General features: G+C 39.8%; 14 protein-coding genes. 10 read left to right on the top strand and 4 right to left on the bottom strand.

Annotated features, from left to right (window positions below; genetic code table 11):
* Positions 1 to 128: 128 nt before the first annotated feature.
* From AC1XUD_RS25580 to AC1XUD_RS25565, 4 genes are all read left to right on the top strand, one after another.
* A complete protein-coding gene (locus AC1XUD_RS25580; protein WP_483363892.1) occupies positions 129 to 1055 on the top strand; it encodes a sensor histidine kinase in 927 nt (308 codons plus the stop codon).
* Between the two features lie 3 nt (positions 1056 to 1058).
* The gene (locus AC1XUD_RS25575; RefSeq protein WP_483363891.1) at positions 1059 to 1694 is read left to right on the top strand and encodes a response regulator; all 636 of its coding nucleotides are present in this window, start codon (positions 1059 to 1061) and stop codon (positions 1692 to 1694) included.
* Positions 1695 to 1917: 223 nt separating this feature from the next.
* Complete coding sequence (locus tag AC1XUD_RS25570) at positions 1918 to 2361, top strand: hypothetical protein (RefSeq protein ID WP_483363890.1); 444 nt, start codon at positions 1918 to 1920, stop codon at positions 2359 to 2361.
* A gap of 231 nt (positions 2362 to 2592) precedes the next feature.
* Complete coding sequence (locus tag AC1XUD_RS25565) at positions 2593 to 3057, top strand: hypothetical protein (RefSeq protein ID WP_483363889.1); 465 nt, start codon at positions 2593 to 2595, stop codon at positions 3055 to 3057.
* A 153-nt stretch (positions 3058 to 3210) separates the two neighbouring features.
* Here AC1XUD_RS25565 and AC1XUD_RS25560 read toward each other — a convergent pair whose 3' ends face one another.
* Positions 3211 to 3486, bottom strand: a complete 276-nt coding sequence (locus AC1XUD_RS25560) for a hypothetical protein (RefSeq protein WP_483363888.1) — start codon at positions 3484 to 3486, stop codon at positions 3211 to 3213.
* Between the two features lie 473 nt (positions 3487 to 3959).
* Here AC1XUD_RS25560 and AC1XUD_RS25555 point away from each other — a divergent pair, with 473 nt between their 5' ends.
* A complete protein-coding gene (locus AC1XUD_RS25555) occupies positions 3960 to 4520 on the top strand; it encodes a helix-turn-helix domain-containing protein (RefSeq protein WP_483363887.1) in 561 nt (186 codons plus the stop codon).
* 168 nt (positions 4521 to 4688) lie between these two features.
* Here AC1XUD_RS25555 and AC1XUD_RS25550 read toward each other — a convergent pair whose 3' ends face one another.
* Positions 4689 to 5783, bottom strand: coding sequence for an adenylate/guanylate cyclase domain-containing protein (locus tag AC1XUD_RS25550; protein ID WP_483363886.1), 1095 nt, complete (start codon positions 5781 to 5783; stop codon positions 4689 to 4691).
* A gap of 290 nt (positions 5784 to 6073) precedes the next feature.
* On the opposite strand from AC1XUD_RS25550, the gene AC1XUD_RS25545 reads away from it, so the two are divergent.
* The gene (locus AC1XUD_RS25545; protein ID WP_483363885.1) at positions 6074 to 6625 is read left to right on the top strand and encodes a hypothetical protein; all 552 of its coding nucleotides are present in this window, start codon (positions 6074 to 6076) and stop codon (positions 6623 to 6625) included.
* Positions 6626 to 6943: 318 nt separating this feature from the next.
* Positions 6944 to 8983: a CRTAC1 family protein gene (locus AC1XUD_RS25540; RefSeq protein WP_483363884.1), complete on the top strand. Its 2040-nt coding sequence runs from the start codon at positions 6944 to 6946 to the stop codon at positions 8981 to 8983.
* Between the two features lie 121 nt (positions 8984 to 9104).
* On the opposite strand, the gene AC1XUD_RS25535 is transcribed toward AC1XUD_RS25540, so the two are convergent.
* Together AC1XUD_RS25535 and AC1XUD_RS25530 are read right to left on the bottom strand one after the other, a co-directional pair.
* Positions 9105 to 9479: a hypothetical protein gene (locus tag AC1XUD_RS25535; protein WP_483363883.1), complete on the bottom strand. Its 375-nt coding sequence runs from the start codon at positions 9477 to 9479 to the stop codon at positions 9105 to 9107.
* Positions 9480 to 9749: 270 nt separating this feature from the next.
* On the bottom strand, positions 9750 to 9950 hold the full coding sequence (locus tag AC1XUD_RS25530; protein WP_483363882.1) for an SRPBCC family protein: 201 nt from the start codon (positions 9948 to 9950) through the stop codon (positions 9750 to 9752).
* Between the two features lie 258 nt (positions 9951 to 10208).
* Here AC1XUD_RS25530 and AC1XUD_RS25525 point away from each other — a divergent pair, with 258 nt between their 5' ends.
* From AC1XUD_RS25525 to AC1XUD_RS25515, 3 genes are all read left to right on the top strand, one after another.
* A complete protein-coding gene (locus AC1XUD_RS25525) occupies positions 10209 to 10889 on the top strand; it encodes a hypothetical protein (RefSeq protein WP_483363881.1) in 681 nt (226 codons plus the stop codon).
* Positions 10890 to 10919: 30 nt separating this feature from the next.
* Positions 10920 to 11378 carry a tetratricopeptide repeat protein gene (locus tag AC1XUD_RS25520; protein ID WP_483363880.1) on the top strand — a complete coding sequence of 153 codons (459 nt, stop codon included), beginning with the start codon at positions 10920 to 10922 and terminating at the stop codon, positions 11376 to 11378.
* A gap of 753 nt (positions 11379 to 12131) precedes the next feature.
* Positions 12132 to 12629: hypothetical protein (locus tag AC1XUD_RS25515; protein ID WP_483363879.1), on the top strand; the 498-nt coding region annotated here is incomplete at its 3' end.

The following is a 12629-nucleotide window of genomic DNA, read 5'->3' as shown; positions in this document are numbered from 1 at the left end:
GGTTTAAGGGAACCGACGGCTTAAATAAAAGCAAAATTCATTGCGCTTTGCTCCAGGCTCGATTTTTATTAACTGTAGGTCAGTTTAATTCCCCAATCATTCCTCGCTTCAGTGCTAGAGCAAAAAAGATGGCCGACCATTATGTGATTATACTGTTTGCAACGATAGCAGCATACCTGATATACTATTGTTACACCCTGTGGGGCAAAAACAATAAGTTAAGGATAGATCTCGCAGATATGAAGAAGGAGCAGGAAGCATTGATCGCGGAATTTGAAACCACCGTTCAGCAGGTTGAAGATTCGAAGGAACAGCTATTTGAAAATAACAGGCTTTTGAAAGATTTGCTATCGACAATCTCACACGATATCCAGTCTCCTCTTAAATTCCTGCATCTCAGTTCCAAAACTTTGGATGAATTAATTTCAGCAAGAGACTATGACAAAATCGATTCTATCCCGACAGCGTTGAGAAATTCGATACATGAAACATTAATATTTGTAACTGAGTTATCAAATTGGATAAAATCCATCGACAAAGATTATAAGCTGCCCCTTGAATCCGTAAATCTGCATAAAACACTTAATGAAATTGAATTATTTTTTGACGAGCTATTTAAAGGCAGGAATAATAAATTTCATTTTAAAGATATCGACCAAGAGCTGAACGTTAGGGCCAATAAAGAATTGGTGAAGATAATTATCAGGAATATCATTGATAACGCGAATAAAAATAGCTCCAACAACCTCATTAAAATATCCGTTAACCAAGACCGCGAATATTGCACGATCACTATAATCGATTCAGGGACTGGAATACCCGCGGATCGATTATCTGAGATCAATCAAGTGCTGATTGATAATCGACTAACTCTACCCGGCTTACAGTCAAACAGTGGTCATGGTTACAAACTTATTGCTCATTTCAGTAAACTAATGGGCATCACTGTGACTATTGAAAGCAGCCCCGGCGAAGGTACGAAAGTCGAACTCAGAGGGTTCACACTTGTACATCGCCCTATTGAGTATATGATAAACAACTTTACCCATCCATAGTATATGAAAAATATCCTTCTCGCCGATGACCACCCTATCGTTAGATTGGCAGTCAAAAATATTATTTTGAAAAACCTGAATGTGGATAGAATTGACGAAGCCGATAGTGAAGCGGCCATCAGAAAACATGTTAACAAAACCCGTTATGATCTGATCATTCTGGATATGAACATGCCCCATTCTGACTCCATAAAAACTTTGGAATGGCTGTGTTTTTCCTTTCCTGCCACAAATATTCTCGTTTTTACCATGCATGAAGAATCCTTTTATGGAATTCGGTGTCTCAATATGGGTGCAAAAGGGTTTTTGAATAAAAACTGTGATAACAGCGAACTGGTTGAAGCGATCAGGGCCACATTATTCGGCCGGACGTATATCACTCCAACATTGGCAGAGGTAGTGTCTCACGCTCAAAAAAGAGAAAAAGTTGCAAATCCGTTTGCCCAACTCTCTACACGAGAATTAGAAATAGCGATGTTCCTTAAAAGAGGAATAACTTTAAATGATATATGCTCTCAATTGCATATTCAGTATTCAACCGGAAATACTTATAAAAGACGAATAATGGAAAAATTAAATATAGAAACGGTAGTCTCACTGTCAAGACTCATGTCTCTGTATAATATTGGAGTATGTTGAAAAGCAACAACTTTATATCTGAAATAAGAGGGCGTCAAATCATCAGGGATTCTGGCACCCACTTATTTTCTTGAATTCCTCTGTGTCATTGCCCGACATAGATTATTCATGATCCTTTTGTGCCGATTGTTTTTCTTGTAGTTTTTTTTACATTTAGAGGCTCGATCCCGATCTTAAAAGCGAATTCTTAAGGTCGCTCCTTCTCACCTCTCAATCGCTCCAGATGAAACATATCCTGATCTTAATTTTGGCGTTCTCTACCAATGCGTTCGCGTCCGATTCTCCAATATTTGTGCGCGATACGATTCCTGACAGTACTCATGGAATATCTCCTTCGGGATTGACGGCTTCGGGTGTTTCCGTTGGCACCGGTGCAGGCGCTGCTCTCTTCGGAATTTTTGGTGTGACCCAGGCTTTGAATGGCAAATTCGACGACAAGGCCGGGATATTTGCCATTGGTATTGTTGTCGGACTAGTTGCGGTGATTAGTGGTATCGATAGTTTGTTCAAAAGAAATCGTTTAACAAAAACAGGATATCCGGCTTCAGAAAAAGACAATATTAAGCGAACTAAAAAACAGGCCATCACCGGAATTGTATTGGGTATCCTCGGAATCGCCGCTTCCATTTTCGCTATTGCCATCAGTACAGGGGTCATGGGATTTTAAGATGCGTTTACCCCACATAGATCAAAGCCTGCGCAGTTGTTGGAACACCATTACGGTTTATCGGTCGCCTGCGAGGTTCGCGGTGATTACACTAAAATGTGTGAAATATGTAACAATTAAGCTCAGATATGTAACAATCAACTCAAAAAACGTACTGAACTTCGCGATATTGAATAACTATGGTCATCTTTGACCGAACTTGTATTACCAGTAACAATTAAAAAGTCAATAATGAAAGCACGTCTCATAATCATCACACTAGGCTTTCTGTTTGCATCAGATGCACTCTTCGCCCAAGTATCCAAGGATTCCATTTCGGTGTTAAAAGGGCAAAAAGAAATGCTGGAGGTCAGCAAGGAGATCAACGACAATAAGATTGAACTTGCGAAGCTTCAAAACGAATTAGAGGCAAAAACCAGAGCCGTTTCGGAAACCTCTGAAAATGCACAGAAATCTGCCGATGCTAACAAGGAAGCTGCGGAAGCTCTTGGTACGCAATCTCAAGATCGTAAACTGGCAAAAAAAGCAGACAAGACAGCCAGTTCGGCGAGGGCAGATGCCAAAAGAGCCCGGAAGGCAGCCAGCGATCTGGAAGACCTCAGGAATGACATCAAATCTCTGGAGTCACGTATAGAGAAAGACGAGAAAAAATTAGCTGATCTGGAGGCTAATAATGCTGTCAAGCCAGGTGAATAGTGATAAAATTTTATATTGCAAGACATCTTTTTAGATAGCTACATTAAGTTTTTGTGAGGTGAAGTATGTGAAATACTTCACCTCATTTTTATTAAGTGAGGAATGAGAAAGAGGACCTTAGGTATACCTTCATGACTCTTCGGTCACGGTGCTTTATCCAGATTTTGAATACCTGTAGCAGCACTTGTCGGAGCACCATCCAGCTAAGGTGAAATGGCTCGGCGTTACCCATAAAAATAACGGAGGTGGGTTAGCAACAACATCTTTCAAACCCGGTGTTTCACTCTCAAAGGAACGCTGTTCAACCGACATATTTAGCTTGCGATCGGCTGTTAGAAAAGACTTTACCAACTTTGTAATTTTCGCTGTGCCATCTGCCTCCAACGACGGAACATGGATATCAGCGATCGCAATATCATTGATGTGCACAGTGTGATGTTGATATGCGCAAGCTATTTCAATGATGGCTTCACTATCATGGAAAAAGCTATTCAATTAAACCCATATTTCCCATGAGGATCGATATGGGATTCGCATTCTACTATCTGCAAAAGAAGGATTATGTAACGATTCCTTTCTAGGTATAAAAATGAACGTAACCGAAACTTTCTGGAAAATGCAAGCTTGAAAAAACTAATTTAACATATCACGTTACCCATAACGTAAACTAATTTTCACTACCTCGTCCTCATCAGCCTGCGCCGCTCACCATGCTGATTCAAATCTCTCTGATATTAATTGACCATTGGCATGGTTGTGGTATATCGTAATGATTGCAGACGCGGTCAGTGTTGCGACCTCGGAAATTTGCATGCCTCCCTGTCAGATAGGTAATAGCCAGCTGGAGGATACCCGATTATTGAAATACAAATTTTCCGTATAACCCACTTCAGATACATCAAATGATACTATATATCAAAAACATGGTCAGCTTGCGGTGCAAATTGATGGTGAAACAGGAACTGAAAAAACTCCGGATAAACTACAGTGTTGTGGAATTGGGATCGGCTGAGATAGTTGGTGATATTACTCACCAGCAACATCATGAACTCAAAAAAAACCTCCGCCAATTGGGACTTGAACTTTTGGATGACAAAAGAAATATTCTGATCGAAAAGATTAAAACTGTCATCATTGGAATGGTACATTATTCGGATGAACTGCCTCATACCAACTATTCAAACTATATCAGCGAGAAGCTCGGGTACGACTATACTTACCTTGCCAACACCTTCGCCGCGGTCAAAGGCATTAATATCCAGCAGTATATCATCCGCCATAAGATTGAAAGGGTGAAAGAATTGATGCTAAACGAGGATCTCAATCTTACAGAAATTGCGTACAGGCTGCACTATAGCAGCGTTGCACATTTATCAAACCAGTTTAAGAAAATAACAGGTCTTACTCCATCCTATTTCAAAAAGCTTAATTTAAAACGAGAGGTATATCTGGAAAACGTTTGATGGGGTCAGTTACACCATGGCCAGCCTTTAAAAGATAGGTTCATGCGGGTATATACCAGTCACATCAGGCACCGATATAAAAGGTGCACTTAGGTACCAAAAAACCAGATACGGCTCGTCCATTATTTAACCTAAACGTAAAAACGGATCTGGGCTAATTGCTGGTGGTTATAACCGGGAAATCGTGAACAGCTCGATTTTCTCATCTCTTCCACGCAACTCAAAATCACTCAGCGACTTGACCTGATAATCTGAGTCGAGATTCAGTTTTGAAATTAAATTATAGGAGATTAGTATGTCTACATTAAAATGATTGCAAAGTTCCTGAATTCGGGCCGTGGTATTGAGTACGTCTCCTGTAAAAATTATTTCCTTTTTTATCACGCCAATTTCGCCTGTCGTGACTTTACCAAAATGAAAGCCTGCTTTGAATTGAGGTACGACTCCGAACTTCTCTTTGTATTTCGATTCCTGGGTTTCTATTGCCGACTTCATATCAAAAAAACATCGGATGCAATTGTTATCATGCAATCCGTTTTTAAGGCTCCATGACACTACGATTTCGTCGCCAACATATTGATAAATCTCTCCTGAATGATTCAAAATCGGATCGGATAAATCGGCATAGTAATCTTTAAGCATCTCGAAGTACCGGATATGCCCCATACGTTCGGCGATCGTCGTTGAAGATTTCATGTCCAAAAACATAAAAATCCGCTCCTCCTCCACTGGATTGTGATATTTTCCAATAAAGAAATTTTGAAGAACGCCTAAGCTAACCTTCTCACTCACTTCAATGAAAAACTGGTTTACAACAAGTATCGAAGCTATAAAAAGGAGAATACTGAAGAAGGAATAGGTAAATAGAAACGCTTTCACCATATCCCGAAGCTCCGTACTGAAAAAACCTTTGTCTAAAGTTAAGTATTCTCCGAAAGCAACCAGAAGGATAAGAAAAACTGAAATAAATGTGAGATATATCGCGGACTTATAGATAATCTTCTTGCCAAAACTAGTCTTTTTAAACCACTTGCTAATGATAAGAATTTCAAGCGTACCCAGGCAAAGACCCGTTAACGTGGCAGCGATGGGAGTAGCTAAAAGTGCAGTCCTGAAACTGTACGGATTGCCTGTTCCGGGATAGTAGTTGATCGGGCCTAGCAGTCCTCTTTCAAGAAAGGTATAAACGAAACTAAAAATCAGCCAAATCACACCATATGGCATGATTCTGCCAATAATTCTTCTGTTTTTAGGTGACAACATCGTGAGTCAGATCAAGCAAAAAATTCAACACCTCCGAAACCAACGTATAGATACTATATTTCTCATTGAAAGTTCGGCAAATGTCGGATATTAATACACAATACCATTTGCTCAAATAGATATGAAAGAGACATTAAGGCAAATCCAACAGCGTTCCAAAACTTTCACAAAATTCCTTCCCCGCACTCCTTGTTTCGACAGCCTGATTATACATTCCAAATAGAAATATAAGCATACTAAATATTAAAAAATACCTACAAAAGCCCTACATTTGATTAAAAAGCATCAGGTTGAAAAAGGTCTTCGCCATTTTCTTGTCAGGACTGATACTCTACAATATCATGGGTTTTCCCATTGTATATTGGATAGAGGAGTATTTGTCGATTGGTGAAACCGGGCATTTTTCACTGGAAGCCGTCGAAAAAGAGGATTTTCTAATGTTGAAAATCCCCATCATGATTCCATACCAAACCGACTGGCAGGTAGCAGAACCCGCCGAGGGGCGTTTGCGACGTGGCGACGACTTTTATCAGATCATAGAACAACAACTGAAAAATGATACGTTGTACGTTAAATGTAAGCTTGATATCACTGCAAAAGACCGCTATCTGGATTTAGTTTCCCACGTCGATAAGCATGTAAAAGGAGACGTAACGGATGGCAAGGGCAAAACCCCACAACTACTCAAAAACTTTTTAAAAGATTACCTCACTTTTAACAGAAAACACTGGTTTTTTGTAATGGACTGGCTTGATCACCGGACCAGTTTCAAAGGTATCTTTTTGATTTTTCCAACCCTGCATATGCTGGTTGCTTCTCCGCCTCCAAAGGTGATTTTTTGAAATATCCCCCTACCCCTTACACCCCTTTCTGCCACTAAACTGTGCGGGGAGGTCATCGTGTATTTTTCAAAAAATCACAGTAACATCAAGAAAATGAGGCGAAAACTTTTATTGTTTATCGTCGTGCTTTTGGGTGTGCTGGCTATATGCCTGCGCATGAAGCCGACGTCAGAGGACAAGATGCTTTCTCTGCTACAAGAGAGTAAGTAAAGGGCCTATAACTATCAGAATAACTTTTGCCCCGAAGCGCAGCTGCTATATCTCGATTCTTTGCTCAAAGCAATACCGGAAGACGAGGAGGCGTAGCGATTCAGGGTTATGCATTTCAAGGCCAATGTGCTTTTGCAGCTGGGAAAGGCCGAAGATGCGATTGTTATATTTAAACAACTCACAAACAACCCTGGCTCTTTCGAAAGATTGCCAGGCGTGTTACGGAAAGTGGCCGACGATATGGCCGTTGCCTATCTGCGTTTTGGAGAACAGATCAATTGTATCAACAACCATACTGTAGATGGTTGCATTCTACCGATTAAAGACGGAGGCGTACATCGAAATATGCGGGGCTCGCAAGGTGCCGTGGCCGTTTACACCGAACTTTTGTCCGAAAAAACGAATGACTTTGAAAATCTATGGCTCCTTAACATCGCTTATATGACTTTGGGCCAATATCCTGCCCGTGTGCCAAAGCCGATGTTAGTACCGGCCATTGACGCTCCTGATTCGTTTGCCATCCAACCTTTCCTGGATATTGCTCCTGACTTGAAACTGGATATTAAAAATATGGCCGGTGGAGTAATTACCGAGGACTTCGATAACGACGGATTTACGGATCTTGCAACGACTGGCTGGGACCTTAGCGAACCCATGCACTATTTCAAAAACAATGGTGACGGGACATTTACTGACAGATCGGAGCAATCGCGGTTGAGCAAATTCACCGGAGGGCTGCATATGACTCAAACGGACTATAATAACGACGGCTTCAAAGACATTTTTGTTCTTCGCGGGGCTTGGCTGAATGGCCAGTTTGGTGAACAGCCCAATTCCCTGCTGCGAAATAACGGCGACGGTACCTTCACGGATGTTACTATTGACAGCGGTTTGCTTTCGATGCACCCTACCCAGACTGCCACCTGGAATGACTTTAACAACGATGGATGGCTTGATGTTTTTATTGGAAACGAAACAACAATTGGCGCCAATTACCATCCCTGCGAGCTTTACCTGAATAACAAAAACGGAACGTTCACAGAAGTTGCAAAGCAAACTGGCACAGACGTCGTGGCATTTGTAAAAGGCGTTAATTCAGCAGATTATGATAACGACGGCTGGAATGATATATTCATTTCAACATTAAGTGGTCGCCGGTTTTTGTTGAAAAACAAAGGTATGGGAAAAGCAGGAAATGGCACCGGAATGAGTTTTGAAGATGTGACGGCATCAGCAACACTGGACAGAGACCAGAACCGTAGTTTCTCTACCTGGTTTTGGGAGTATGACAACGACGGCTGGCTCGATATTCTTTGCGGCGATTACACAATGGATCATAATCTAAGTTACTACGCTGCTGCTGAACGACTTAATCAATCGCCTGAATTCCACGGACAACCTGTTCTTTATCATAATAACCACGACGGTACATTCAGCAATGTCACCAAAGCGATGGGACTCGACAAAACAGCCTTCGCGATGGGAGGTAATTTCGGAGATATTGATAACGATGGCTATCTTGACCTATTCCTTGGAACCGGCAATCCGAGTTATAAATCGCTGGTTCCGAACAAAATGTTTAAGAATGTCGATGGAAAGAGCTTCCGTGACGTCACAACGTCTGCCAAAGTAGGTAACCTGCAAAAGGGTCATGGAGTAGCTTTTGCCGATATGGACAACGACGGTGATCAGGACATTTACATCGATATGGGTGGCGCGTATATTGGTGATGCCTATCAGAACTCGTTTTTCATGAATCCTGGTCAGGGTGATAACAACTGGGTTTCGATTGACCTTGAAGGCGTGACATCAAACAAAGCAGCCGTGGGGTCACGACTCAAAGTAACGTTCACCGAAAATGGAAAGACCAGGAGCGTTTACCGAAACGTAACCTCCGGTGGAAGTTTCGGCTCTTCGCCATTCAAGCGGGAAATAGGTTTAGGTCAGGCTCAGATGATAGACGAACTTGAAATCAAGTGGAATGGCAGTGGAAAAGTGCAGACGTTCCGCCATATCGCTGCCAATCAGTTTATCAAGATTCGTGAAGGAGACGACGCATTTGTCAAAGTTCCTGCGAAAAAGTTAACCTTTAAATATGATAAGACTAAGGTGCCTGTATGTATGCCAATAGCCAGGGCGGATATATGAGCATTTTGCAGTGAGCTGCATGCGCGGAGAGGAAAATCAAAAAAGCTTGCATTCCAAAGATCTGCAAGCTTTTTTGATATACCCTCTGGCGGTTTGGCGGAGCAACGCAGATTTGAAAAAATTAATTTTTTGCCTGCCGGACTGCTTTTATCGGAAAATCTCCATATTGAGACCCGATCATTCCTGTTAGCGTATCGCCTGTTTGGGCAAAGCTATATTTAAACACTCCGCTCTGGTTTTCAGTCGTAAAAGTGACTTTACCTTGATCAACTGTCAAATCCTTCATCTCATTCTTTTCAGCACTCTCGACGTACCCAACCATCTTATTATCCTTTTGCTCGAAAACCAAAAGTCCCGATTCATATTCAGGTGGCACATCACTGATCAGGTATTTCCAGGTACCGATCAGATCCTCAGCTTTGAATGCCTTGTGCGCTGCAATCGACAATAGACTGATTGACATAACCAGTAAGGCAACGTAGTGTTTTGTTTTCATGTCAGTTCAGATGATTGAGTTTGAGTAACAGATCCTTTCGAAAGTTAAAAATAAATCTTGTCTTTGTGCTATTTAAACAACAAATTCTGGCTTAGGTTTGCTCGATACCGTCCGCATTGTTTCATAATCCATATTTTAAAAGAATCCGTTTTCAAACTATTTAAAGTTAAGACCTTTCCGCCCGATATTTTGCTGATCGCACTATTTCCGCCAGTCCAAAGAAATGTCAAATAAAAGATATCCAAACGCCCTACCGTTCCCGATTAGCAATCATTTTTGGACTTCCGCCAAATAAGACGCTAACTGATCAAATGTCCCGCCAAAACCTTGCTCCATGTTATCCCTAATTGAATTATAAGTCTCGATTTGTGCTGCGGTGGCGTTAACGGGCTGTCCCTGAATCGTTAATGTGGTAACTCCCTCGTTTTCCTCCAATGTGATCTGATTAAAAATTTCCAAAGGAAAATCCATTGGGAAGGGAGATGTGATGATGTTTCCTTCGGCATCAGCAAAGGAGTTGATTATTCTGGGTGAAGAGGCTTATTTCGCAGTTCCAAAACTACAAATTTCAATTCTATTGCTGGAGACAACTTGTTGTTCAATTATGATTTCAAAGTTTTATTTAGTTGGGTAACAATAGTTGGTAACTTATCAAATAACATTCTATTATATTTATCAACTTCGACATTCTGACAGCGCAATAATCAACAACAAAACAATTGCATCTCCATGGTAAATTTTCCAATTATACTCTTTTTTCTAATCTTACTTTATCTTTTCATAAGACCATTCATCGTTTTATTTCATGAACTTGGTCATGCAATTCCGGCAATTCTAATTACTAAACAGACAGTTTCAATTTATATTGGCTCTTATGGTGACCCAAGGAATAACTTACATTTTAAGGTTGGCCTTTTGGACCTTTGGTTTACGAATAATCCATTTGCATGGACTTATGGTCTTTGCATTCCTTCAGAAAAATCAATCTCAATCAATCAACAAATTATTTTCACACTGACTGGACCGTTAACATCACTAGCAATTGCCTTATTTGCTTGTTATTTCACACTTGTTTATGACTTGCACGGTTTTTTTAAAATCATTTTTATTGTATTTCTATTTTCCGCAATTACCGACCTATTCATAAACCTTATACCAAGAAAAACACCAATAAAGCTTTATGATGGCACATTGACATACAATGACGGCTATCAATTAAGACGGTTGCTGTCCTACAAAAGCTTTTCAAAAGAGTATGAACAGGCTAAGACATTATATAATCAACAAGATTTTGCAGAAGCCGCTATTGCTTTTAGCGACATTTTGAATAGAGGGGTAAAAGATGAAAATATTTATAGGTTAGCGATTATTTCCTATATGCAAATCAAAGAATATATTGAAGTAAAATAATTATCCAACAAATTCAATAATCAAGGTAAAATGAATTCAGAAGACTTTTCAACAGCAGGCATTTCCTGCTCGCAACTTGGCCTTCACGACGATGCATTAGAATTTTACAACAAATCAATAGAATTAGATCCAGACAATAAATACTCTTTGTACAACAAGGGCTTAACATTAAACTTACTAAATAAATTTGAAGAAGCGATTCCATACTTTGATAAAGTAATTGATATTGATAAAACATTCGCTTATTCATACAGCAATAGAGGACTTGCCAGGATCAAAATTGGAAAACTTGAGGAAGGGCTAGATAATATAAGTCATTCATTCAAACTCGATGAGAACAATTCATATAGCTACCGCAATTTGGGCATTTACTACCTTGACAAAGGAGAATATCTAAAGGCACAGGACTTATTTAGAAAGGCAAAAGAAATAGATTCTACCACCCATATGATTGAGGAACTGATTGATATTGCTACGAAAAATACGTAAAAGTGGAATAGCCGTTAATAAGGATATAAACCATTGGAGAAGTTATTAGCGACATCGGCCCACCGTGGCCTTTGTCTTTACAGGACTTAGTGCAAAACGGGTGCATTTCAAAACTTCGGTTAAGAAAAAAATGACCAAATTTTGTTAGCTACATATTTGATTTACTTCGAGTAATCGGCTTCGCGCAAGACTGTGGTTGCCAGATTTTAGTCCATATCTACTCTTCCGCCTCATAGTCTCAGAAGAAAATTCTGTCGATTTTTTTAGGTGCGAAGAATTGAAATGCACCCTGCAAAACGCCATTTAAAAACGCTCACTATAATTCGTCAAAATACCAAACTCAACGTTATCTGACTCATAAAATTTAGCAGATGTCAAACGTTACACTTCTGGCGACAAGTCCGATTCCACCACTCGATTAACGGATTGTTGTGTATGTAATTGATCTTTTGTTCAACTAATCAAATGGCTGGGGAATATATAGTGCGACAGTCCTGTGAAGACACAGGCCCATGTTGCGAGCTTATTAATTTCTTAATTCAAACAAATCGACAACTCACTCATTATGAGCAAAAAGAAATCAATCTATATAAACTCATGAATTCATTGATCAAATAATTTATTGTACATCGGTTACTATTTCGACAAAAACCAGTCTAGTCTTTATAAATAAACAATAAATATTTCGGCAATAGCGCCGATGTAGTATCCATAGTGCTTAATAATTATTTTTTCAACCTAACTTAAAAGTCAATGAAAAGCACTGTTTTAGCAATTATTGTAGCAATCATCCTCTCTGCAACTTCTTGTAAAAAAGATGTAACACCAGAAACACCTCTTGAAAATGGCAATTTAGAGCTAGAAAATTATTTTAATAAATCTGGCTACGCCTCCAAAATTAATCAAGTATTAAACGACTCGTTAACCGTTTTTTGGAGCCCTGCATGGAATGAGTCAACTCGGGAAAATAAGAATGATAAGCTAAATTATGTATATGTACCGTTGTACCCACAGGTAAAAAATGTTAAAAAAGATAAAGTTATAGAAAGTCAAGTACTTGGCGTCGTCAAATATCTAATAATTAATGTTGCAAAGCCTTATACTTTTTTTTTAGGTCAATACATTTCGACGACACAGGATCAAAGTTTTGATTTAGAGAGCTTCACAGGTACTGCAACCTTAAAGAACTTAGAAAGTGAATCCACTTCATCTTGCACATTTACAGACGGAAAGCAGAACGTCAGAGTCGCC

The sequence above is a fragment of the Dyadobacter sp. HNCC25DJ184 genome (assembly GCF_056895215.1).
The sequence above is the reverse complement of the archived record's forward strand: the minus strand, read 5'-3'. Positions and strand labels throughout refer to the sequence as shown.